20 protein-coding genes and 1 riboswitch are annotated in these 23,985 nt (G+C 70.1%); of the genes, 8 read left to right on the forward strand and 12 right to left on the reverse strand.

The window, feature by feature from the left end:
* Positions 1-73: 73 nt before the first annotated feature.
* The 8 genes from ACWIGI_RS40720 to ACWIGI_RS40755 are packed head-to-tail and all read right to left on the reverse strand — an operon-like array spanning position 74 to position 7,746.
* A complete protein-coding gene (locus ACWIGI_RS40720; protein ID WP_454209036.1) occupies positions 74-1,021 on the reverse strand; it encodes an ABC transporter substrate-binding protein in 948 nt (315 codons plus the stop codon).
* A gap of 31 nt (positions 1,022-1,052) precedes the next feature.
* On the reverse strand, positions 1,053-1,760 hold the full coding sequence (locus ACWIGI_RS40725) for a class II aldolase/adducin family protein (protein WP_454209037.1): 708 nt from the start codon (positions 1,758-1,760) through the stop codon (positions 1,053-1,055).
* Between the two features lie 31 nt (positions 1,761-1,791).
* Positions 1,792-2,961, reverse strand: a complete 1,170-nt coding sequence (locus tag ACWIGI_RS40730; RefSeq protein ID WP_454209038.1) for an LLM class flavin-dependent oxidoreductase — start codon at positions 2,959-2,961, stop codon at positions 1,792-1,794.
* Positions 2,958-4,052, reverse strand: a complete 1,095-nt coding sequence (locus ACWIGI_RS40735; protein WP_454209039.1) for an LLM class flavin-dependent oxidoreductase — start codon at positions 4,050-4,052, stop codon at positions 2,958-2,960. The genes ACWIGI_RS40730 and ACWIGI_RS40735 overlap by 4 nt, the downstream gene beginning before the upstream one ends.
* Positions 4,049-5,074, reverse strand: a complete 1,026-nt coding sequence (locus ACWIGI_RS40740; protein WP_454209040.1) for an ABC transporter substrate-binding protein — start codon at positions 5,072-5,074, stop codon at positions 4,049-4,051. Before ACWIGI_RS40740 ends, ACWIGI_RS40735 begins: the two co-directional genes overlap by 4 nt.
* Positions 5,071-5,823 carry an ABC transporter ATP-binding protein gene (locus tag ACWIGI_RS40745; protein ID WP_454209041.1) on the reverse strand — a complete coding sequence of 251 codons (753 nt, stop codon included), beginning with the start codon at positions 5,821-5,823 and terminating at the stop codon, positions 5,071-5,073. The genes ACWIGI_RS40740 and ACWIGI_RS40745 overlap by 4 nt, the downstream gene beginning before the upstream one ends.
* On the reverse strand, positions 5,820-6,704 hold the full coding sequence (locus tag ACWIGI_RS40750; RefSeq protein ID WP_454209042.1) for an ABC transporter permease: 885 nt from the start codon (positions 6,702-6,704) through the stop codon (positions 5,820-5,822). Before ACWIGI_RS40750 ends, ACWIGI_RS40745 begins: the two co-directional genes overlap by 4 nt.
* Before the next feature lies 1 nt (position 6,705).
* Positions 6,706-7,746, reverse strand: a complete 1,041-nt coding sequence (locus ACWIGI_RS40755; RefSeq protein WP_454209043.1) for an NrtA/SsuA/CpmA family ABC transporter substrate-binding protein — start codon at positions 7,744-7,746, stop codon at positions 6,706-6,708.
* A 289-nt stretch (positions 7,747-8,035) separates the two neighbouring features.
* Here ACWIGI_RS40755 and ACWIGI_RS40760 point away from each other — a divergent pair, with 289 nt between their 5' ends.
* A complete protein-coding gene (locus ACWIGI_RS40760; RefSeq protein WP_454209045.1) occupies positions 8,036-8,791 on the forward strand; it encodes an IclR family transcriptional regulator in 756 nt (251 codons plus the stop codon).
* Between the two features lie 95 nt (positions 8,792-8,886).
* Positions 8,887-9,051, forward strand: coding sequence for a hypothetical protein (locus ACWIGI_RS40765; RefSeq protein ID WP_454209047.1), 165 nt, complete (start codon positions 8,887-8,889; stop codon positions 9,049-9,051).
* Positions 9,052-9,060: 9 nt separating this feature from the next.
* Here the strand turns inward: ACWIGI_RS40765 and ACWIGI_RS40770 are convergent, their stop codons facing one another.
* Complete coding sequence (locus ACWIGI_RS40770; RefSeq protein ID WP_454209049.1) at positions 9,061-9,714, reverse strand: TetR/AcrR family transcriptional regulator; 654 nt, start codon at positions 9,712-9,714, stop codon at positions 9,061-9,063.
* Positions 9,715-9,875: 161 nt separating this feature from the next.
* On the opposite strand from ACWIGI_RS40770, the gene ACWIGI_RS40775 reads away from it, so the two are divergent.
* A complete protein-coding gene (locus tag ACWIGI_RS40775; protein ID WP_454209051.1) occupies positions 9,876-11,915 on the forward strand; it encodes a CocE/NonD family hydrolase in 2,040 nt (679 codons plus the stop codon).
* A 96-nt stretch (positions 11,916-12,011) separates the two neighbouring features.
* Here the strand turns inward: ACWIGI_RS40775 and ACWIGI_RS40780 are convergent, their stop codons facing one another.
* The 3 genes from ACWIGI_RS40780 to ACWIGI_RS40790 form a co-directional block, all read right to left on the reverse strand.
* Positions 12,012-13,970, reverse strand: coding sequence for a family 2A encapsulin nanocompartment cargo protein cysteine desulfurase (locus ACWIGI_RS40780; protein WP_454209053.1), 1,959 nt, complete (start codon positions 13,968-13,970; stop codon positions 12,012-12,014).
* Positions 13,945-14,874, reverse strand: coding sequence for a family 2A encapsulin nanocompartment shell protein (locus ACWIGI_RS40785; protein ID WP_379000101.1), 930 nt, complete (start codon positions 14,872-14,874; stop codon positions 13,945-13,947). Before ACWIGI_RS40785 ends, ACWIGI_RS40780 begins: the two co-directional genes overlap by 26 nt.
* A gap of 263 nt (positions 14,875-15,137) precedes the next feature.
* Entirely contained in the window at positions 15,138-15,827 is a 690-nt protein-coding gene (locus tag ACWIGI_RS40790; RefSeq protein ID WP_454209054.1) for a class I SAM-dependent methyltransferase, read from the reverse strand.
* Positions 15,828-16,125: 298 nt separating this feature from the next.
* A riboswitch (cobalamin riboswitch) is annotated at positions 16,126-16,294 on the forward strand.
* 159 nt (positions 16,295-16,453) lie between these two features.
* Between ACWIGI_RS40790 and ACWIGI_RS40795 the strand changes: the two genes are divergently transcribed.
* The 5 genes from ACWIGI_RS40795 (at position 16,454) to ACWIGI_RS40815 (ending at position 23,985) form a co-directional block, all read left to right on the forward strand.
* The gene (locus tag ACWIGI_RS40795; RefSeq protein WP_454209055.1) at positions 16,454-17,470 is read left to right on the forward strand and encodes a methylenetetrahydrofolate reductase; all 1,017 of its coding nucleotides are present in this window, start codon (positions 16,454-16,456) and stop codon (positions 17,468-17,470) included.
* A gap of 280 nt (positions 17,471-17,750) precedes the next feature.
* A complete protein-coding gene (locus ACWIGI_RS40800; RefSeq protein WP_454209056.1) occupies positions 17,751-18,389 on the forward strand; it encodes a GNAT family N-acetyltransferase in 639 nt (212 codons plus the stop codon).
* Between the two features lie 12 nt (positions 18,390-18,401).
* Positions 18,402-20,222 (forward strand): IucA/IucC family protein, encoded by a 1,821-nt coding sequence (locus ACWIGI_RS40805; RefSeq protein WP_454209057.1) that lies wholly within the window; start codon positions 18,402-18,404, stop codon positions 20,220-20,222.
* Entirely contained in the window at positions 20,219-22,546 is a 2,328-nt protein-coding gene (locus ACWIGI_RS40810) for a penicillin acylase family protein (RefSeq protein WP_454209058.1), read from the forward strand. The genes ACWIGI_RS40805 and ACWIGI_RS40810 overlap by 4 nt, the downstream gene beginning before the upstream one ends.
* Positions 22,543-23,985, forward strand: coding sequence for a condensation domain-containing protein (locus tag ACWIGI_RS40815; RefSeq protein ID WP_454209059.1), 1,443 nt, complete (start codon positions 22,543-22,545; stop codon positions 23,983-23,985). The genes ACWIGI_RS40810 and ACWIGI_RS40815 overlap by 4 nt, the downstream gene beginning before the upstream one ends.

Here is a 23,985-nt window from a genome sequence, read left to right on the forward strand (position 1 = left end):
CGCCTCCTGATTCGGGGCGCGGCTCGCGGACGGGTCCGGCCGGACCACGTTGTCCGGCCGGTGCCGGAGGGTTTCAGCCGACGGCGGTCGCGTTCCGGGTGGACGCGACGAAGTCCGAGATCCACGGCAGTACCGCGCCGCGGACCTGAACGGTCTTGGGCAGCAGGCCATTGGCGGCCAGCAGGTCGGCGGCGTGCTGCTGCTCGTCCAGGAACGATTCCGAGACGGGGTCGATCCCGAACGGGCGCCCGCGCAGCGCGGCCTCCCACGCGTCGAGATCGGCGGTGCCGCCGCGCGCGACGATGTCGTCGACGAAGTACTGCGCCGCGGCGCGCGGATTCTCGGTGATCCAGGCGTCGGACTCCTGCAGTGCGGCCAGGATCGCCTCCAGGGCTTCGCGATTGCCCTCGGCGAAGTCACGGCGGGTGAACCACAGCGACGGATGGCTGAAGAGCGATTCGGTGTCGACCAGGGTGTGCAGCTCGGCCCGCGCCTCGATGGCGGCCAGCCCGGGGTACGCGCCGACCCAGGCGTCGAGGTCGCCGTTCAGCAGCGCGGCGCCGCCGTTGACATCGGTGTCGACCGGCTCGATGTCGGCCCAGCCCAGGCCCGCCCGCTCGAGCGCGAACAGCAGCAGGGTGGTCTGCCAGGAGCCGTGCGCGATGCCGACGCGCTTGCCCTTCAGGTCGGCGACGGTCTCGATGCCGTTGCCCGCCTTGGCGACCAGGCGGCCGTTCTCGATGCGGGGTCCGGAGATGCCGAGGTAGACGATGTCGCGGTCGTTCGCCAGCGCGGTCACCGGCGGGGTGAAGCCGGTGCCGATGACGTCGTAGCCGCCGTCCTCGAACAGCCAGTCCGAATGCAGCGACGGCAGTGCGGTTTTCACGTCGGCGCGCGGGCTCTCGGGCAGGGCGCGCAGGTCGACCCATTCCACGTCGGGCAGGGTGCGCTCGACGATGCCGCGGTGCCGCAGCACGAACAGCGAGTTGTTGTGCGGGAAGTAGCCGATACGAACGGTCACGGGGGAATTCCTTCGGGGTGGGGGTGATGGATCAGATCAGGCCGCGGCGGCGGGCCTCGTCGGCCAGCCCGGTGCGGCCCCACTGCACGGCGAGGTTGGAGGCGTCGAATTCCACCGAGCCGCCGAGGGTTTCGCCGATGGCCTGGTACTGCGCGCCTTCTTCGAGAAGGACGACGAGCTTGGCCAGGTCGAGCAGCCCGGCCCGGCCGATCACGTTCGCGCCGCCGTTGGCCTCGAAGATGGCGATGAGGTCCGGGTCGACGGTCAGGCGCTGGAGGATGAAGTCGCCCGCGCCGATGCTGCGGTCGATGTGCGGCGGGATCTCCCGGGACAGGGTCAGCCGCTGTACGGCCGCGTAGCGAATGGGCAGGGTGCGATGGGTCTGCGCCCAGCCACCCAGCCACGGCGAGTGCACGTGCACCACGGAGGTGATCTCCGGGTGGGCGCGGAACACCTTGGCGTAGCCGGTGACGAACCCGGCGGAACCGCTGCCGGACAGCACCTTTCCGTCGAAGGTCGCCACCACGGGACGCACGGTGCGGTCGTCGGCCCAGGGGCCCGGCTCGTTGAGCGCGACGGCGATGTCCTCGCCCGGCACGCGCTCGACGAAGTTGACGGTGCCGTTGCCGGTCACGGTGCCGCTCTCGCGCAGCACCCGGAACGCCTTGTCCGCGTCATGGGTGACCGCGGCGACGAATTCGGCGGCGGTGTCGGAGAGGACGGTCTCGACGGTGGTCATGATGTCTCCTGATTCGATGGTCGTGGTGTGCTCAGCGCGTAGCGGACAGCGCGGCAACGGGTTCCGGTGCGGTCAGCCGCGAGCGGCCCAGCAGCGGCAGCACTTCCTCGCCGACCCGGTACGCCTCCTCCAGGTGCGGATTGCCCGCCAGGATGAAGGCGTCGACGCCGAGCTCGGTCAGCTCGTCGAGGCGCTGGGCCACCTGTTCGTAGCTGCCGACGAGCCCGAACGCGGGCCCGCCGCGTATGAGGCTGAAGCCGCACCACACATTGGGCTGCACCTCCAGATCGCGGTAGCCGGTGATGGTTTCGGGCACCCAGCCCTTGATCCGCGCCGCGCCCACGGAATCGCCCTGGGCGGCGCGATTGGCGGCGTCGCGGTCCACGAACGCCCAGCCCTTCTCGATCTCGGCCCAGGCGGCCTCCTCGGTATGCCGGGCGACGATGTCGATGCGGACCGCGAACTTCGGGGTGCGCCCGATGCGGTCGGCGTGCGCGCGGACGCCGTCGAACTTGGCTCGCAGGTCCGCGAAGGGCTCGAGCCAGGACAGGTAGTAGTCGGCGTGCCGTCCCGCGGCCTGCACCGCCGCGCCCGAGGACCCGGAGAAGTAGACCTCCGGGAAGGGCTGCCCCGCCAGGCCCGGTGGCAGCGCGGCGTCCTCGCCCCGGTAGAAACGCCCGTCGTGCGTGTACGGCTCGCCGTCCCACACCCCGCGCAGCACGTCGAGGAACTCGCTGGTGCGCGCGTACCGGTCGTCGTGGGAAACCTTGTCGCCCCACCACAGTTGGGCCGGTCCGCCGCCCCCGCTGATGATGTTGTAGACCAGTCGCCCGCCGGTGGCGCGCTGCAGGCTGGCCGACATGCGCGCGGCCTGCACCGGATGCAGGAAACCGGGCTGGAAGGCGACCATGAACCGGTACGTGGTGGTCTCGCGGGCCAGCGCGGCCGCGATGGCCCAGGGATCCTCGGTGACCGGGAACGAGGGCAGCAGCCCGCCCAGGAAGCCGGCCGATTCCGAGGCCCGGGCCACGGCGGCGATATGGTCGATGTAGCCGTAGCCGTCGAGTTCGCCGCCGCGGATCGCGGGCGCGATGTTGCCCGGCCCGTAGCCGCCCGCGTGGCCGCGGTTGTAGCGGCGCGGGGTGCGCAGCGAGGCGTGATCGCCCTCCATGCCGATGCGCCAGTAGATGTCGATGGTCACGAGAGAGCCTCCTGCAGAACACGTCCGGCCGGATCGGCGAGATGCAGCAGGTGCTCGCCGGTCCGATGCACCTCCTCGATATGCGGATGGCCCGACAGTGCGATGCTGTCGATGCCGGCGGCGGTGTACACCTGGAGCTGACGCGCCACCTGCTCGTAACTGCCGACCAGGCCGATGGCCTGCGGGTACCCGAGTTCGCCGAAACCGGCCCACCGGCCGTCGCCCAGACTCAGCGAGGTGGCGTCCGGACCCGACGGATGCAGCTCACGCCACTGCCGTTCGACCCGCGCCCAGGCTTCGGTCTCGGTTTCGCGGGCGATGATCGGCAGCTCCAGCCCGGCCCGGACCGTGCGGCCCTGCGCGTCGGCGAGCCGGCCCAGTTCGGCCAGCGGTGCGGCGAAACCGTCGAGTGTTTCGGTGAAGACGTGGACGTCGGCGTGCTTCGCCGAAAGCTTCAGCGCGGCAGCCGAAGTCCCCGACAGATACACCTGCGGGAAGGGCAGTCCGGACAGGATCCCGCGGAAACCGCCGTCGATGACGTCGTAGAACTCGCCCGCGTACTCGAACCCGGTGCCTTTGAACCCCGCGCCCGGAATGGGATCCGAGTTCCAGACACCCTTGGCGACGGTGAGGAATTCGGCTGCCCGCGCGTAGCGGTCGTCCCCGACGACCCGGTCGCCGCGCGCCCGTTCGTCGGCGATGTCGGTGTCGACCGCGAGCCGCCACCCCAACCGCCCGGCCGAGAGCCGTTGCAGCGTGGCCGAGATCTTGGCCGCGTACACGGGGGTGCCGAAGGCGGGCTGGAACTCGACGACGACCCGGGAGTGCCGGGTGGCCCGCAGCGCCCCCGCGGCCACGATCCAGGACTCCTCGCCCAGCGGATCGTAGGGCGCGAGCACACCGTCCAGGCCGTTGAGTTCGGCGGCGTCGATGATCTGGTGCAGGTCGTCGAACGGCCCGAAATTGCCGGGCCGCACATCGGTGGCCGGGGTGACGGGGCCGGGCCCGCCGAAGCCGCCGCGACGCCGCAGTTCCGGATTCGCGCGCCGGCCGTCGCCGCGGGCGGGCAGCCGCCACAGGTAGTCGGTCATGCCGGCACCCGCTCGGCGGCGACGAGGGCGCGGGCCTGTTCGAGGGTCTCGTGCGCGACCCAGGCGTCCAGGTCGAAGTCCGCCGCCAGGAAGCCGTGGCTGTACAGGAACCGCTGCTGCACCCCGAGCAGTTCGACGCGCTCGGCCGTGAGCGAGGGGTGCAGGCCGCGATGGAACTCGGTGCCGTAGGCCGCCACCACACCGTCGGGGCCGGAGAGGGTTTCGCGCTGGAGCACCTCGCGGACGCCGTCGAGGTTGCCCGCCGCCCAGTCCGCCGCCCGCAGGCTCTGGGCCAGGAAGCCCACCACCACTTCGGGTTTGGTGTCCAGCAGTTCCTGATGCACCGTGATCGGGCGCGGGGTGCCGTTGTTCACCCGCAGTCGCTTGGTCTCGGAGGCGTCCAGGTCGATGGCCACGCGCAGGCCGTGTTCGACCGCCACCTCCTGGGCGCGGGCGCCCTTGACGTAGATGGCGTCCACCGTGCCGTCGAGCAGTTCCCGCACGCCCCAGGTGATGTCGCGACGCCGCTCCTGAACCTCCGTGCGCACCTGCGGGTCCCGCTCGACCCCGACCTCGGTGACGCGCACGTCGGCCAGGGTGAGCCCGGCCGGGCGCAGCGCGTTGGCGAAGCCGTGCAGCGCCATGGCGCGCGGGAAGCTGCGCGCCTGATCCTGCGCCCACGCCGGCACCGCGACCCGCAGTCCCGCGAGATCGGCCGCGCCGGTGACCTGCGAATCCGGGCCGACCAGGATGGCCTGCGACTCGTCGATCCAGGTCAGGCCGATCAGCCGGGTCGGCGACCCCTGCGCCCGGGCGGCGAGGGCGGGCACGTTGCCGCCCTCGCGGATCAGCCCGGACAGCTCGTGCGAGAAGTGGAAGCCCGCCAGCTCCGGACCGGCGTCCTGCAGCACCCCGAAATCGAGGCCGCTGTGCGCGGCGGTCTCGCCGAGCCAGCCGAGGCTGTGCGCCAGCCCGCTCGCGGTGGGGACGGGGCAGCGCGTGTACCAGAGGGTGTCGGTCATGATGTGCTCCTGGGAGTTTCGGGAATGCGGTCCACGCCCAGCTGGGCGAGGAAGTCCGCGCGATAGCGCAGGGCCGCGGGATCGGTCCGATCGCGCGGTCGCGGCAGGTCGATGTCGGTGTCCACGGCGAAGCGGCCGTTGTCGAGCACCAGGACGCGATCGGCGAGCCGGACGGCCTCGTCCACGTCGTGGGTGACCATGAGCACCGCGGGCCGGTGCCGTGCCACCAGATCGCCGACCAGGTCCTGCATCTGCAGGCGGGTGAGGGCGTCGAGCGCGGCGAACGGTTCGTCCAGCAGTAGCAGTTCGGGTTCGCGGACCAGGGCGCGGGCCAGCGCCGCGCGCTGGGCCTCGCCGCCGGACAGGGTCGCGGGCCACTGGCGGGCCTTGCCGTCCAGGTGCACCTCGCCCAGTGCGCGCAGCCCGGCCTCGCGTACCTGGCGGGAACGGCGCTGGCCGACAACGACATTGGCCAGCACCCGCTTGGAGGGGATGAGTCGCGGTTCCTGATAGACGGTGGTGCGGGCGGCGGGGACCAGCACCTGTCCGGCATCGGGAAGCTCGAGGCCGGTCAGCAGGCGCAGCAGCGTGGTCTTGCCGGTGCCGCTGGGCCCGAGCAGGACCACGAACTCGCCGCGGCGAATGGTCAGCTCGATGTCGTCCAGCACCACCTTCTCGCCGAACGCCTTGCGCAGCCCGGTGATCGAGACCGCCACCGGGCTTTCGGTGCGCGGGGTCGCGGCGGTCATCGGATGGCCACCTGTCGCCGCCACGGCATGGCGTAGCGCTCCGCGATGCGGACCAGACCGTCGAAGATCAGGCCGAGCAGCGCGTAGAGCACCACGCACAACACCATGTAGTCGGTGCGGTTGTACTCCTGGGCCAGGGTCACCAGGTAGCCCACGCCCTCGTTGGTGCCGACCTGTTCGGCGGCGATGAGGCCGGTGATGCTGATGGACAGGCACACCCGCAGGGCCATGAGCACGCCCGGCAGTGCCGAGGGCAGGATGACCTCGAGCACCAGCCGTACCCCGCTGAGCCCGAACCCGCGCGCGGCCTCGACCACCTTGCGGTCCACGTTGCGCACGCCCAGATAGGTGTAGGCGTACATGGGCGCGACGGTGGCGACCGCGATCAGCAGCACCTTGTACAGCTCGTCGATGCCGAACCAGGCGATGAACAGCGGCACCAGCGCCAGGAAGGGCACGGCGCGCAGGATCTGCATGGTCGAGTCGACCAATTCCTCACCGAGGCTGGACAATCCGGCGGCGAAGCCGAGCAGCAGGCCCGCGCCCACCCCGAGCGCGACCCCGAGGGCCGCCCGGGTGAACGAGGCGAGCGCGAAGTCCGCCAGTTGGCCGGTGCCGAGCAGTTCGGTGAAGACCGACCACACCTTGGGCGGTCCGGCCAGGACCCGCGGGGACAGCGCCCCCGTCGCCGAACCGATCCACCAGCCTGCGAAGATCAGCGCGGGCAGCAGGAACCGCAGCGGAATCGACAGCCATGCGGGCCTGCGCTTCTCGATACGAGCGCGGGGCGGGGCGAGAACGAGCGCGGGCTCGGTGGGGGATGCGGAGCCGGGCGCGGCGGGTGCGGTCGCGCCCGTGCCCGCGGCGACGAGGACGGCCATGTCAGCTTTCCTTCAGTGCGGCCAGCTGCTCGGGGGTCAGCTTGGACTTCAGGTCGTAGAAGATGTCCGCGCCGGTGATCTTGCGGCTGATGACGCCGTTGTCGGCGAACTGGTTCACCACGTCGGCCAGATCGGCGGCGTCGGACTCCTTGGGCAGGTGCGGCTGGGTCGCCTCACCGCCGACGCGCAGGGCGTCGGCCAGGCGCGCGCCGCTGAGCGCGCGCGGGCCGGTCTTCTCGAAGACGTTCTCGAACTCCGCCGGGTTGGCGCGTTGCTGGGCCGAAAGACCCTGCAGCACTTCGAGATACTTGGCCGCGACGTCGGGCCGCTTGTCCAGGACCTCGGTGCGGAACACCACGACCGTGTTGTCCTTGGAGCCGATGCTCTGCTCGGTGGCCAGCTCGATCCCGCCGTTGGCCTTGGCCTCCTGGTACGGGACCAGGAACGAGGACCAGGCGTCGACCTTGCCGGTGGCGAAGGCCGAGGCGGCGTCCTTCTGCTGCAACGGAACCCGGGTCACCTTGTCGGCCGGGACGCCGGCCTGGGCCAGGGCCTTGAGCAGGATGTACTCGCCCTTGCCCGCCGGGTTCACCGCGACGCGCTTGCCCACCAGATCCTTGACCGCGCGGATGCCGGCGTCCGGGTGGGCGATGATGCCGCTCTGATCCTTGCCCGCCGGGTCCTGTACGGCCACGATGCGCACCGGCACGTCCTTGGACAGCGCGCCGACCACGGGGCTGAAGGCCGCGCCGGACACATCGAGCTCGCCGGTGTTGAACAGCTTCAGCATGGAGCTGAAACCCGGTGTGGTGGTGACCCATTCGATGCGGGCGCCCAGCGGGGCCAGGGCCTTGTCGAAGGTGCCGTCGCGCTTGCCGACCGCGAGCGGGCCGGAGTTGCCCGGGTCCACGACCTTGAGGACCAGTTCCGGTCCGGCCGCGTCATCGGTGCTCGCGCCCGATCCACACGCGGCGACGAGAGCGACGACGGGGGCCAGCGCGAGCGCGAGCCGCCAACGGTTGGGCCGACGTGTGCGGAACATCGTGGGGACACCTCTTCCGGTTCGAGAATCGATCGCGTCATCGATCGATGCCCTGGGACAGTAGGGATCCCGGAGCGCCACGGCGAGGTAATGCTTTCCGAGGATCGGAAGGCTTGACAGCGGTGGGGGACAGCGGTTACACCGCGCGAAGTCGCCGATGCTCGCGTCGAAAGGGCTGATCCTCGACAGAGTTTCGCGCGGGCCGATGCGAATTCGTGTGCTGGGAGGTTTTCCGGATAGTGGAAAGCTCGGCGGTGGGGGCCGATGTGTCCGTGCTACCGTCGCCGACGTGGAAGCCCCCGGTGTGCAAACCATTGCCCGTGCCCTGTCGGTGCTCGAATGTTTCCGGGGCGGCGACGAGCGCGGCGTCTCGGAGATCGCGCGCCAGCAGGGCCTGGCCGTGAGCACCACGCACCGGCTGCTGGCGGCCCTGGTCGCCGCCGGATTCCTGGAGAAGAACGAGGAATCCAGCCGCTACCGCATGGGCGGGGCGCTGGCCGAATACGGTCAGATCGCCTACCGCCAGCACCGCATCTATCTCGCCGAACCGTGCCTCGAGCAGTTGGCCGCCACGACCGGCGCGAGCGCCTCGGTCGCCATCCGGCACAGCATCCACGCGGTGCTGCTCGGCACCAGCCGCTGGCGCGAGACCGACGGCCATCGCCTGCAGGGCGTGCGGCTGCCGCTGCACGCCAGCGCCCTGGGCAAGGCGCTGCTGGCGTGGTCGGACGCGAGCGACGAGGAGCTCGCGGCCCTGCCCTACGACGAGGGCACCGATCGCTCGGTCGCGGGCCCGGCCGAACTGCGCGCCGAACTGACCCGGACCCGCGAGCGCGGCTACGCCTACAACGACGGCGAACTCGACCCCGAGTTCCGCACGATCGGCCTGCCGATCCTCGATCCCGCCGGCCGCTGCCGCTTCGCCCTGGGCCTGCGCGGCCCCGCCGCCCTGATGATCCCCGAGCGCGTCCCGTTCCTGGTCGAGCTGGCCAAGGTCACCGCCGCCGAGATCGGCACCCGCTTCGCCGCGGCGGCGGTCGAATAGCACCCGGCCGCGGGCGGTGAGACCGGCCACAGGCCGGGCTGCGGCAAGTGGGGTACGTTAGTGTTTCTCACGTTCGTCCGAAGGAATCGGGCCGTGTGTGCGAAGCGGGGTGGGTCGCGGTGATCGCCGAGATCGAGGAAGTGTTCGGGCTGTCCCTCGCCGAGGACGAGATCCCGGCGATGCGAACGATCGCCGAGGTGTGGGCGGTGCTGGATCGCAGATTCAATGGCGGCGCGGGGGATTCGCGCGCGAGCGGCTGAATCGTACTGTTACCCGTCGTATTCGCTGCTGAGCAGGGTGACGGCGATATGGCACAGGGTCGGCGCGAGGTCTCCGAGCGTCTCCGGGCCGTGGGTGAGCAGTCGGTCGCGAATGCGGTCGTCGATGCCGCCGATCAGGAACTCGAACACCTCGTCGGGCAGCGCGCCGCGCAATTCGCCCTGGGCCACGGCGATATCGCGGGCCGCGCGCATGCGCCCGGCGAACACCGTCATGAGCCGCCTGCGGTAATCGGCGAAGGCGGCGCCGGCCAGCGGGGCCTCCACGTGCAGGGTGCGTGCCGCGGCGGGCTCGGCGGCGAGCAGTCGCAGGTAGGTGGTCAGTGAGGTGCGGACCAGCTCGCGCCAGTCGAGTTGTTCGGTGGCGCTCACGGATTCGGTCAGCGCGCCGGTGGCGACCTCGACCAGCACCTCGAAGGCCGCGGCGAAACAGGCTTCCTTGGAGTCGAACAGCTCGTAGAAGGTGCGCCGGGAGATCTTGGCGCGGGACACCAGGTCGGCCACGGTCAGGGCTCGGTAGCCGTGCTCGGCGACGGCGTCGAGGGCGGCGATGTAGAGCCGCCCGCGCTGCGACTGCGCCACTTCCTCGCGCGTCAGGCGATGCGGGCCGCGGGGCAGCCGGTCCTCGGCGGTCGGCACATTCACCCGGCCACGATATAGCACGGTCGGCGGCCTGCCGCGCGCTGCGTCGCACACCGTGTGACCGGGTCGGATGTTGCCGGGCATAGTGAGGTACGTTACGGTACCCAACTAGTGAGGAAACACGATGTTTTCCACTTGTCCAATGAAGGGCTGGTCGGATTGCGATGAGATTCAATGCTCGGGGGTGGATCGCGGTCGCGGCCGTCGCCGTAGCCGTCATGGCCGCGGGGACGGTGGTGGCGCCCGATGCGCGGGCCGAATCGGATCGGAGCGCGGAGTGGACGGCCGCGCAGGACGGACCGCCGCTGTATCCGGGGGTGCACGTGGAATGGGACGTGCCCATCACCATGAGTGACGGAACCGTGTTGCAGGCCAACGTGTATCGGCCGATGGACGCGGCCGGGCGCATCGTCGAGACGCCGATGCCCACCATCGTCAATATGACGCCGTACACGAAACTCGTGTACATGCTGCTGGATTCGGCCCTGTCGGTGCCGGTGCTGTCCGACGCGGTGGTCGATCTGATGAACCGGTTCGATCTCTTTCAGCTCGGCGGGACGCCCTTCGAGGGACTGGGCGAACAGGTCAAGACCTTGTCCGGCGGGATCCTGCGGGCGATTTCCGCCGACCGCAAACTGGTGCAGTCGGGATACACCGAAATCGTCGCGGATGTGCGCGGCACCGGCTTCTCGCAGGGGGAGTGGCAGGTATTCGGGGAGCGCGAGCAACGCGACACCGCCGAGATCGCGGAATGGTCAGCGCGGCAACCATGGTCGGACGGCAAGGTCGGCTTGGCCGGGGTGTCCAACGGCGGTATCAGCGCGCTCCAGGGCGCACAGCAACGCCCGCCCTCGGTGCAGGCGGTATTCGCGGTCGAGCCCGGCAGCGACCTGCTACGTGACACGGTCTTCCCGGGCGGCGGCTTCGACATCGGGTTCGTTCCCATCTGGCTCGCGGCCATCAATACCGGCAAGTGGGTGCCGGATCTCACGGCGCTGGTCACCGGGCAGTTCGACTGGAAGTGGCTCGCCGATCGCGTCGACAGCCCGATCACCTTCCTGGACACGCTGATTCGCGCGATGTTCGTGCCCTCGGTCGACGCGCTCCCGCAGGACATGCTCGACATCCTGAATCCGGACGGCCCGCTGCGATCGGGACTCACCAGCCATCCGGACCGCATCGAGGTGCCGACCTTCATCGTCGGCGGCTGGCACGACATCTTCGCGGCGTCCCAACCGGAGATCATCGAGGCGATCCCGCTGCCGTCGAGCAAGAAGAAGCTCCTCATGGGCGACTGGTACCACGTCTCGGTCGGTTCCGGGCTGGGCGTCGCGGGTGCGCCGCCGCGCATCGACGTGCTCCAGCGGGCCTGGTTCGACAGGTGGCTCAAGGGCATCGACAACGGCATCGACGAGTACAGCCCGGCGACGCTGTTCCAGCAGGGCGGCGGCTGGACGACCAGCGACGAGTTCCCGCGCGCGGGAATGACATACGCGCGCCACTATCTGTCGGCCGCGCCGAGCGGCAGCGTCACCGGCCCGGTCGCGCACGACGGTTCGCTCAGCGCCGCGCCGCCGGTGGAGCCGGCCACGCTCACCGTGGCACCGGGGCTGTCCACCCTCTGCTCCAGTGACGGCGTCCAGGGCACGGCCGGACTGCTGGGCATCCAGCTGATCGACGCCTGTTACAAGGATTCCCGCATCGCCGAGACGGCCGCGCTCACCTTCACGGGCAACCCGGTGACCGAGCCGACGCTGATCTCGGGTGCGGTCAATGTCCACCTCAACACCGTGCTCGACACCACCGAGGGGTACTGGTCCGCCACCCTCAACGACGTCGCGCCGGACGGCCGCTCGACGGTGCTGACCACGGGCCAGCTCACCGCCTCGCTGCGCAAGACCGATGACGCCGCGAGTGAATTCGCCCCGAACGGGGACTACACGAAGCCCTTCTACACGCTGACCCTGCCCGATCGGCAGCCGGTGGTTCCGGGCGTGCCCACCACGCTCGACGTCGGGCTCATCGCCACCGACGCGGTGTTGCAGCCGGGGCATCGGCTGCGGGTGGACATATACGCCGCCAACATCCCCAAGGGGTTCATGGTGCCCGCGCTCATGCTGGAGTCGCAGCTCAGGCCGCAGCACCTCGTGCTGGACCCGGCCGCACCCAGCTGGGTGAACGTGCCGTCCAACCGGCCCTTCTGAGCCGGGAACGGTTGTAGGACTGCCTGTTCCGCCGTCCGCGACACGAGTAAGGGGTGGCGGGCTCGATGAGCCCACCACCCCGTGGTCGTCCGGTTATCAGCCGCGCGCGTGGGCGAGGCGGGTGACCTCGGCGATGAAGCGATCGATCTCCTCGCAGGTGTTGTAGAAGGCGAAGGAGGGGCGAACCGTGGCCTCCACGCCGAAGCGGCGCAGGATGGGCTGGGCGCAGTGGTGCCCGGCCCGGACCGCTATGCCCTTCTCGTTCAAGGCCGTTCCGACTTCGATGGGTTCGTGGCCGGCCAGGGTGAACGACAGCACGCTCGCCTTGTGCGCGGCGGTGCCGATGAGGCGCACGCCCGGGATCGCCGCCAGGCGGGGCGTGGCGTACTCGAGCAGGCCGTGTTCGTAGCGGGCGATGGTGTCGATGCCGAGGGTTTCGACGTATTCCACGGCCGCGCCCAGCCCGACCGCGTCGGCGATGTTGCCGGTGCCCGCCTCGAAACGGCCCGGCGGCGGCTGGAACAGCGAGCGATCGAAGGTGACGTCGCTGATCATGTTGCCGCCGCCCTGCCAGGGCGGAAGATCCTGGAGCACCTCGGATTTGCCGTAGACCGCGCCGATGCCGGTCGGGCCGAAGAGCTTGTGGCCCGAGAAGACGAAGAAGTCGGCGTCCAGGGCGCGGACGTCGATCCGGGTGTGCGGGATGGACTGCGCGCCGTCCACCACGGTGACCGCGCCCGCGCGCCTGGCCTCGGCGACCACGTCCGCGATGGGCGTAATGGTGCCCAGCGCGTTCGACACATGGGTCACCGACACCAGTTTCGTGCGATCGGACAGCAGCCGGGTGTACTCGTCCATCCGCAACTGGCCGGTGTCGTCCACCGGAATCACCTTCAGTACCGCGCCGGTCTCGGCCGCCAGCAGCTGCCACGGGACGATATTGGCGTGGTGTTCGAGGTGCGAGACGAGGATCTCGTCACCGGCGTGCAGGTTCTTGCGGCCCCAGGTCTGGGCGATGAGGTTCAGGCCCTCGGTCGCCCCGCGCACGAAGATGATCTCCTGTGCCGAGCCCGCGCCGAGGAACCGTGCCACCGCCTCGCGGGCGTGCTCGTACGCGTCGGTCGAGCGCGCCGCCAATTCGTGTGCGGCACGGTGGATATTGGAGTTCTCGTGCTCGTAGAAGCGGGTGATGCGGTCGATGACCGCGCGCGGCTTCTGCGTGGTGGCGGCGTTGTCGAACCACACCAGCGGGTGCCCGTTCACCCGCTCGCTCAGGATGGGGAAATCCCGGCGGATGGCGTGCACGTCGAACGGCGGATGCCGATCCGACACGGGATCGCCGGCCCGGTCCCCGAGGAAGTAGAACTGCGAGCCCGCCGGTGCCGGATCGGTCCGGGGTCGCTCGAGGAAGTAGAAGCTCGGCCCGCCCGGCGACGTGGCCGGTGAGCTGAACCGCGATGGGGTCAGCGGGATATCGAGCGACGGCAGTTCGGGCAGCCAGGGATCGGTGTGCACCGGGGCCGCGGCGGTCCCGGACTCCCAGCCCGGCACGGTCGGGGCGGGCGTGGCCCCGCCGGGCGGCACCGCACCCCGCGGTGCGCCCGGGGTGCGCGGAGTGCCCGCCGTGGCAGGAACGGAGATGCCCGGACTCGGCTGCGGCACAGCGCCTTCCGGCACCGCGCCGCCACTCGGCACGGCCGGGTCCGGCGCGTGCGGGAGCGAGCTCGCCCCCGCCGCCGACAGGGGAGCCGCCGCGGGGACCGACGCGGCCGAGGGCAGTGCCCCCGGCGATCCGGGAACGCCGGACGGCCCCGCCGGGGTGCTCGGCGCGCCCGGAACATACGGGATCGGCGGCGGCTCCGGGGCCGGGGTGCTCAGCCCCGCGACGACCGGCCCCCCGAGGCCCGGCGCCGCCGACGGCAGCGCCGAGAAGAACTCCCCGGCAAGGCGATTCAGCGTCGCCTCGTCCGGGAGCAGGGCGCTCCACTCGGAACCGGTGGCGGCCACCGGTTCCGGGGGAGCGGGCAGATCAGCGGTAGGTCGGTGCATAGTCATGGAACCTGTTCACCTCTGCGCCCTCGAGCACGGCCACCGCGTCGTCGGTCAGGATCGCCAGCGAGCAGTACAGCGACACCAGATACGAGGCAATGGCGCTGCGGTCGATGCCCATGAACTTCACCGACAGTCCCGGGCCCTGTTCGCCGGCCAGGCCCGGCTGGTACAGCCCGACCACGCCCTGTCGTTCCGCGCCCGGGCGGATGAGCAGGAACTTCGTCTTGCCGCCCGTCACCGGGACCTTGTCCGAGGGGATGATCGGAATCCCGCGCCAGGTGATGAACTGCGAGCCGAACAGACTCACCGTCGGCGGCGGCACACCGCGCCGCGTGCACTCTCGCCCGAACGCCGCGATGCCCTCCGGATGGGTGAGGAAGAAGCCGGGCTCCTTCCAGACCTTGGCGATGAGATTGTCCAGGTCGTCCGGCGTCGGGGGGCCCGCGATGGTCGAGATCCGTTGCTTCTTCGGCGTATTGGCGATCAGCCCGTAGTCGGGGCTGTTGATCAGTTCGCCCTCCTGATGCTCCTTGATCGCCTCGATGGTCAGGCGCAACTGCTGGGAGATCTGGTCGTGCGGGCTGGAATACAGGTCCGAGACCCGGGTGTGCACGTCGAGAATCGTGTGCACGGCCTTGAGCCGGTACTCGCGCGGATCTTTCTCGTAGTCGATGAAGGTCTCCGGCAGCGGGGACTCGTCGTAGTTGTCGCACTTGATGTCGACGGTCTGCTCGTGCGTCACCCGATTGCGCCGGTAGATACCGGCTTCCACCGGCACCCAGCTCAGCAGATGGACCAACCACCGCGGGGTGATCGACTCCATCTGCGGAACGGTCTTGGTGGCATTGGCGAGTGTCCGAGCGGCCTCGTCGCCCAGTGCCACCGGTTGCGGCACGGTACTTGTCATGAAAACCGCCTTCAATTAGGCAAATTGGGGGTTACCGACGGGACGGAATACTAACCCCGGGATTCGGCGCTGTCCTGGTGAACCACACGGCGGGCGTGTCCTGGAAGTTTGCTGGCGATACCGCGATTCGATGCCACCACTTCCGTGAATGTGAAGGAGTGCACTCCGCCGGAGAGGTGTCACGAGCTAACAGTGAGGAAACCGTAATTGCGCGGTAATGAGCGCGCGGGCGGCACGCGTGGAAACCGGTGCGGCCCCGCGCCTCAGCGCACGCCCACGAGCACCGCGTCGGTGATCGAGCGCCACGCCACCCCGGCTTCGGTGAACCCCGCCGCGCGGACATGGTCGAGATGCCAGTCCAGGGTCTGCGGAACGCCCTGCGGCCGGTTGTCCAGGATCGCGCGACTGGCGGCCAGTTCGTTGCTCAGCCGGGAATCGTCGGCGATGCTCGCCCACCACTGTTCCCAATCCGGCACGCCTTCCGAGCGCACGCGCTCCTGATGTCCGCGCTGGATCCGCTCGTCCAGCTCGTTCAGCAGCGGGGTCCCCGGGTCGGGCATGTGATCGGCGTTGACGAGCAGCCCGCCCGGGCGCAACAGCGCAGGCAGGTCCGCGTAGAGGCGGGCCAGATCGGCGGGCTGCATCCAGTGCGTGGCGGTCGCGGTCAGGATGGCGTCGAACGGTTCGGGCGGCAGGGCCCGGGTCCAGGCCGGATCCTCCAGGTCCGCGACGACGAACACGATGCGCGGGTCATCGGCGAAGGAACCGCGCGCCATCGCCAGCAGGGTCGGGTCTCGATCCACCGCAACCGAACTCGCCTCGGGCAGCCGCGCGAACAGGCGGCGGGTGATGGTGCCGGTCCCACAGGCCAGGTCCAGGACCCGGGGCGCCTTCCCGGCGCTCGCGGTCACCAGATCGAGCATCACCCGGAACCGCTCCTCGCGATCGGGCATGTACAACTCCTGCTGGCGATCCCAACTTTCTTGCCACGCTTCCCAATTCACGGCTTCTCCAGGCTCTGATCAGCGGCTTCGGAACGGACGCAGACTACGCGGCCGTCCGGGCGCGTCGGCGCCGCGACACGCGGCCGGGCGACGCCGGGACGCGCCGGGCAGGGGTGTGGTTGTCGGCGGCGGTACCACTTCGCTATATTCGCCTGCGCAGCTGGTTCGCCGGAGGCGGTATCGAGGAGCCCCTGATCCGTCCGAAGGCGTCGAAGCCCGGTGGCGCGCTCGCGCGCCGCGGGGCGAGAGGGAACCCGGTGGGAATCCGGGACTGTCCCGCAGCGGTGAGTGGGAACGACAGCCGTCATTCCGCGCTGGGCGCGTTGCCCGGGAAGCGATGGCCGATAGGACCAGCCCCGGCACGAGCGCCGGGGCCGACCCGGGTCACGGGTCGATGCCCACGAGTCCGAAGACCTGCCCGTTGTGCCGGATACGTCGTATCCGGCGGTTGTCGCCTCGTGGACCGGGTGGCATGCCGAGCGGAACCGGGCGTCGCACGACGCCACATCAAGGGCTCCTTTCAGCGTGCACTCGCGATGAGGTGGCCATCGGCATGCTGACCATGGAGCTCACCAATGACGAACCCGGACAATACATTCGCGGCCGTGCCCGGCCGCGCGCCGATCGAACGCACCGCCCGCGTCGCGCCCCTGGCCGCCGCGCGCGCCTCGGTCGTACAGAACCTGCGCATCCATTCCGGTGCGCGGGTGCCCTTCTCGGTGGAGTTCAATCCGCCGCGTGACGCCGCCGGCGAGGCCCGGCTGTGGCGCACGGTCCGGGAATTCGAGCGCATGCACCCGGCCTTCGTCTCCATGACCTACGGGGCCGGCGGCTCCACCAAGGACCGCACCGCCCGCATCACCGGCGAGCTCGCCCAGCAGACCACCCTGCTGCCGGTGGCGCACCTGACCGCGGTCGGCCACAGCATCGCCGAACTGCGCGCCCTGGTCGGTTCCTACGCCGACTGCGGCATCCGCGACATCCTGGTGCTGCGCGGTGATCCGCCGGGCGATCCGCTCGGGGCGTGGGAGCGGCACCCCGACGGCGTGGAGTACGCCGAGGAGCTGGTGCGCATCGTGCGCGATCTCGGCGACTTCAACGTCGGGGTGGCCTCGTTCCCGCAGGGGCATCACCGCTCACCGGACCTGGCCACCGATACCGCGCACCTGGTCGCCAAACTCCGCGCCGGAGCCGACTATTCGATTACCCAGATGTTCTTCGACGTCGAGCACTATCTGCGCCTGCGGGATCGGGTGGCCGCGCACGACCTGGTCGAGGGCGCGAAGCCGATCATTCCCGAGCTGATGCCGATCACCTCCCTGCGCACGGTGCAGCGCGCGGTGGAGCTGTCCGGCCGCGAACTCCCGCCCGCCGTGCTGGCGCGGTTGCGGCGCGCGGCGGGGGATGGGCCCGAAGAGAACAGGGCCGCGGTGCGCGCCGAGGGCATCGAGATCGCGACCGAGATGGCGCAGCGTCTCATCGACGAGGGCGCGCCGTGCCTGCACTTCATCACCCTCAATTTCGCCAAGGCGACGACCGAGGTGCTGACCAATCTCGGCTACCGGGTCACCGCGGCGCCGCTGAGCGCCTGAGAAACCGGCGGCGGGTCCGGAAACCCCGGACGGGCCCGGCAACCGGCTGGCTCTGAGATCTGCGTTACGCTAGCCTAACCTAAATCGGCTGAGGTTAGGCTACGTTTACTACGTAAGTGCGCGCTGATCAGCGATTACATCCGGTGACCGGCCGTAGATGCTGAAAGCCTGCCGCTATGGCTCGCGTGTCGCGAGGGGCCCGCCGCGATCTTCGGGTTAGCCCACCCTAATAAAATAGGTTACCCTAACTCGCGAATGTGGATCTGCGAGAGGGTTTCTGATGGTGGTTGCTCGTCCCGAGACGAGTCCGGGTACCGATGGAGTTGTCGAACCAGCTGTTTACGAGCTGACCGCCCGGCCCATCGATATCGAACGTGACACCGAGACCGCTCATCGGTGGCTCATCCACCCCAAGTCGGCGTACTGGGGCATGCTCGAGAGCACCCCGGCCGACGTCGAGGATCTGATCCGCGTCGCCAAGTCCGACCCGGATCCGCGATTCGGTATGTGGATCGGCGCTTTCGAGGACGAGCCGCAGTTCCTGTTCGAGCTGTACAACCCGCAGACCAGTGATCTGGCCAAGCCGGGCACCGGGTACGAGCACACCGCCGGTGACATCGGCATGCACCTGCTGGTGTCCAACAGCGAGCGCCGGCTGCCGGGCTTCACCGGCAACGTCATGCTGCACATCATGCGCACCGCCTTCTTCGAGTGCGGCGCCGAACGAGTCGTGGTCGAGCCGGATCACCGGAACCTGCACGTGCAGAAGCTCAACGCCGCGGTCGGTTTCCAGGTCGCGGGTGATTTCCCGGTGGCCGACAAGATCGCCCGCCTGAGCTACTGCACCCGTGCCGATTTCATTCGGCTCACGGACAACGGCCGGTCCCTGGCGACCGACTTCCAGCTCGCGAACTCCTGAGAAGGTAGTGCTTTGACCAGCCCCGAAGCTTCCGCATGCCTATCCGCGTTCTGGCAGACCTACGAGACCAGAATCGCGACCAAGATCCTGGCCGAGTTCTGCCACGAGCGGTTCGTGCACCCCGTCGAGTTGACCCCCGGCGTCTACGTACTGCACTCCGATGACGGCCTGACCGAATACGGTTTCCGCGCCGAGGTGCTGTCCCTGGACAGCTGGTGCATCGACGAGTCGTCACTGCGCCGCACCCGCGACGGCGAGCCCGCGCGCATCGACGCCACCCAGCTCATCATCGATCTCAGTGGCTCCCTGGGCATTCCGCGCGACGCGCTGCCGGAATACCTCGAGGAGTTCACCAACACCCTGATCATGAGCGCGAATCGCCCCGACGATCGGCGCATCGCGGCCGCGGAGCTGGCGGTCGCGGACTTCCAGACCATCGAACGCACCATGACCGAGGGTCATCCGTGCATCGTGGCCAACGCCGGCCGGCTGGGCTTCAGCGTCCACGACGTGGAGAACTATGCGCCCGAATGGGGTTCGCGTTTCGCGCTGACCTGGGTCGCGGTCCGGCGCGAGCACTGCGAGTTCGCCGCGGTCGAGGGCGTCGACTACGACTCGGTGGTGCGCGAGGAACTGGGCGCGGACACCCTGGACCGCTTCGCGGCGGTGCTCTCCGGCCGCGGCCTGGATCCGGCGCACTACTACTACATGCCGGTGCACCCGTGGCAGTGGCTCGAGAAGATCTCCCGCGTCTACGCCGTGGACATCGCCGAGCAGAAGATCGTGGAACTGGGCACCGGGCCGGACCTGTACCAGCCGCAGCAGTCCATCCGCACGCTGTTCAACACCACCCGCCCCACCCGGCACTACGTCAAGATGGCGCTCTCCATCGTCAACATGGGGTTCACCCGCGGCATGTCCGCGGACTACATGCGCAACACCCCACTGATCAACGACTGGATCCGCGGTCTGGTCAGCGGTGACGAGTACCTGAAGTCGCTCGACTTCGAGATGCTGTACGAGGTCGCGGCCATCGGCTACCGCAGCCCCAGCTACACCTCCATCACCCAGCCCGGCTCGGAGTACCGCAAACTGCTCGCGGCGCTGTGGCGCGAGAGCCCGGTCCCGCTGGTGCGCGAGGGCGAACAGCTCACCACCATGGCGGCGCTGCTGCACGTGGATCACCACGGCGATTCCTTCCTGGCGGCCGTGGTCCGCGAGTCGGGTCTCGAGGCCGGCGACTGGCTGCGCCGGTACCTGCGCTCCTACCTGCACCCGATCGTGTACCTGCTCTACCGGTACGAGCTCAAGTTCTCCCCGCACGGCGAGAACCTGATCCTGGTGCTGGACAAGGGCGTTCCGGTGCGCGCCATGCTCAAGGACCTCGGCGAGGAGGTGTCGATCTTCGGCGCTCCCGCCGACCTGCCCGAGTCCTGCCACCGCGCCCTCGCCGAGGCGACCGACGACATCCGCAACATGGGCGTGCTCTCGGACGTCTTCGACGACTTCCTGCGCCACCTGGCCGCGATCTTCCACTCCAGCGGTCTGCTCGCCGATCAGGACTTCTGGGCCGTGGTGGCCGAGAGCGTCACCGGGTTCCAGGACCTGCACCCGGAGCTGGCCGAGCGCTTCGCCAAGTGGGACATGTTCGCGCCCACCTTCAAGGCCATCCACATGAACCGGCTGCAACTGACGAACAACCGCCGCATGGTGAACCTCGGCGACTCGTACTCGACCCTGGTCGACGACGCGCACGAGCTCGTGAATCCCATTGCCGCGCACCGGCCCCTGCCCTCGCCGCTGGAACTGCGGGACGAGGTGGCGGTTTCGTGAGCGAGTACACCCCGGACGTGGAGATCGTGCGCGACGCCCACGGCATCGCGCACATCACCGCGACCACCGCGGCGGGCGCGCTGTTCGGTCAGGGCCGGGCCTGCGGGCTCGACCGGGCCTGGCAGCTGGAATTCCTGCGGTTGCGCGCGGAGGGCCGCACGGCCGAGGTCTTCGGCGCCGACACCGTCGGCTGGGACCGCTTCGCCCGCCGCGCCCAGCTGGACGTGGCCGCCAAGCGCATCTACGACGGATCGAGCCCGCGCACGCGGGAACTGGTGCGCGCCTACGTCGATGGCGTCAACAGCACCCTGGACACCGCCGAGGCCATCGAGCTCACCGGACTCGACCACCGCCCGGCGCCGTGGCAGCCGTGGACGCCGATCGCGGTGTTCATCATCCACAACGTGCTCTTCGGCCGGTTCCTCACCAAGCTCTGGCGCGTGCACGCGGTGCGCGCGCTCGGCCCGGCCGCGCTGGCGCTGTTCGACTGCGAGGGCGTCGACGACGCCACCGTGAACGTGCCCGGCGTCCCGGACGAGGCGTTCCTGGCCGAGCTGCTGGACCTGATCCCGGCCCCGGCCGCCCCGGCGCCGGCCCCCGAATCCTCCTTCGGCGACGCCATTTCCGGCAGCAACGCCTGGGGCGTGGCCGCGGCCCGCACCGCGACCGGCGCCCCGCTGATCGCCGGCGACCCGCACCGCTTCCTGGAACTGCCCGGCATCTACCAGCAGTTCCACCTGGCCGCACCGGAATTCGACGTCGTCGGCTTCTCCTTCGCGGGCGTGCCCGCGCTGCCGCACTTCAGCCACACCCGCACCGTCGCCTGGGGCATCACCAACGCCATGGGCGACTACCAGGACCTGTACGTCGAGAAGCTCACCCGCACCGCCGACGGCGTGTTCGCCGAAACGCCCGGCGGGACGGAGTCCGTCGAGTCCCGGTTCGAGGAGATCCGGGTGCGCGGCGGCGAGCCGGTGCGCGTGGAGATCATCACCACCGGCAACGGCGGGGTCGTCTTCGGCGGACCCGAGGACGCCTTCGCGGTGAGCCTGCGCACCCCGATGCTCAGCGATCCGGACGTCACCTTCGACGCCGCCATCGACCTGCTGTTCGCGACGAACGTCGGTGACGTCGAACAGGCCCTGGCCGGGTGGTCCGAGCCGGTCAATCGCATCGTCATCGCCGACACCACCGGCCGCCTCGCCCACCACGTGGTGGGCGCCATGCCCGACCGCGCCGACGAGAACTACTGGCTGCCGGTCCCGGGCTGGGACGAGCGCTACCGGTGGCGCGGCTACCGCCCCGCCTCGGTACTCGAGGAGTCCTTCGATGCCGGGGTGGGCACCTACTCGGTCATCGCGAACCAGCGCATCTCCGACTCGAATCCGTTGCAGCCCATCACCACCGAGTGCGCGCCGTCCTCCCGGGCGGACCGCATCGACGCGTTGCTCGCGGACGGTGCGAACATCTCGGGCGCGGACTGCGAGCGGATCCACGGCGACGTGCAACTCGAGGAGTCCGACGCGCTCACCGAGCTGCTGGGCACGCTCACCGGCCTCGGCGCCGACGCCGAGGCCGTGCGCGCCCGCCTGCTGACCTGGGATCGCGCGATGCGCGCCGACAGCACCGAGGCGTACGTGTACGCCGAGGTCCGCGCGAACTTCGTGCGCGGCCTCACCGCCGCGCCCGCGTTCGCGGGTCTGGCCGCCGGGCACCCCTTCGGGCCCACCTTCACCCCGTGGTTCGTCGCGGGCACCCGCATCGGCGCGGCCCTGGACGCGGTCGTGGCGAACGCGCCGGCGCTCGGGGTGGATGTCGCCGGCGTGCTCACCGCCGCCCTGGACGCCACCGCGGCGAAGCTCGCGGGCCAGGAGCAGACCCCGACCTGGGGCAGCGTGCACCTGTTCGCGCCCATCCACGGCTTCGATCTGGTGGGCGCGGGCGTCAAGCATCCGGAACTGAACGCGGCCATCCGCCCCGTCCCGCTGCCGCTGGGCGGCGACGCCGAAACCGTGTTCGCCAACGCCAGCGCCGTCGGCTTCTCGCACATGTGCAGCGTCGGCTCCGCCGCCCGGTACATCTGGGATCTGGACGACCGCGACGCGGGCCGCTGGATCGTGCCGCTGGGCGTCAGCGGCGCACCGGATTCGCCGCACTTCCAGGACCAGGCGCCGCTGTGGGCGAGCGGGGAGCTGATCGACATCGTCAGCGACTGGAAGATCCTGCGGGAGAACGCGACCGGGTACGAGAGCTTCGACCGCACACCGGATTCGGACGCCTTCGTGCCCGCCTCCACCACCGCCTCGACGTTGGGAGCGAAATGAAATCGCAGACCGCCGCACGCCTGGAGTTGCTCAAGCAGCGCCTGGCCGCCGCCGGACTGACCGCCGACGTTGCCGCCCCGGCCCCGAGCGCGGCGCCGGCCGCCCCCGAGGGCGCGCTCGGCGTCGCCGAGCGCCGCATGTGGAAGATCTACGGCTTCGACCCGGAGTCGTTGTCGCACAACATCGGTCTCGTGCTCGACTTCGAGGGCGGGTACGGCCTGGACGAGGTCATCGCCTCCTTCGAGACGATGGTCGAGCGCGCCGCGGTCCTGGGCTCGCTCATCACCGTCGCCGAGGACGGCACTCCCCGTCGCGTGCGCACCGCGATCGCGGGCCGCTGGGCCGAACCGGGCGTCACCTGGGAGTGGGGCACCATTCCCGCTGCCGCGCAGGATGATTCGGACATCCGCTCGGCGGCCGACACGTTCACGAAGTCGCCGTTCGACCTGACCCGCGAACCCCCGCTGCGCGCCCGCATCACCCGCGGCGCCGACGACCGGGTGACCCTCGCGCTGGTCGTGCATCACCTCGCGGTGGACGACACCTCCTGGCCGCTGCTGCTGGGCACCCTGGTCTCGGGCGCCTGGCCCGAGAGCGACGACCGCCCGGTCCGCTCGACCGCGCCGGTCACCCAGGACGATGTGGCCCGCGCCCTCGAGCACGCCCGGAACACCTGGGCCGCCGAGGGAATCCGCTTCCCGCTCGACGGCACGCTGCCCGAGATCAGCCCGGAGCAGAGCTGGCTCTCGCCCATGGACGAGAGCGCGGGCATCCGCTTCGAGCGGCCCGTCCCGGGCGCGGACATCGCCGCGCTCGAGACCGTCGCCCGCGAGGTCGGCGCGACCCAGAACGCACTGCTCATCGGCGTCTGCGCGCTCGGGGTCTACGCCCTCACCGGCGAGGCCGACCACGTGCTGCTCATCCCGGCCGACAACCGCCGCCAGGGCGAGGGCCCGGCGACCGTCGGCTACACCGGCAACATCGTGCCGATGCGTTTTCGCTTCGACCCGAATTCGACCGTGCGCGAGGCACTGCGCACCGCCGCGTCGGTCGTCTACGGCTCGATGGAATTCGCCGGCGTCGACTACGGCACCGTGCTCACCGCCCTGCGCGGAGCCGGCGGCCGCTTCCCGGTCGCCGAGATCATGGCCTCGGTTCGCAATGCCCCGCTGCGCGGCATCCCGGTCCCACCGGACCGGACCGTCACCTGCGAATCGGTCTTCCACGGGATCGGCAACTACCCGCTGACCCTGGCCTTCGAGCTCGGGGCCGACGACAGCGTGCACCTGGAGATCGATCATCAGCCGGGGCCCGTCGACGACGCCCGCGCCCAGCGCGCCGCGGACATCACCACCGCCCTCGTCGCGCGCATCCCCGGCGCGCTCGATCGCCCACTCGCCGACCTGGTCGGCGCGGTGCGCGAACCCCAACTCGTTTAA

The sequence above is a fragment of the Nocardia sp. NPDC055321 genome (assembly GCF_053645575.1).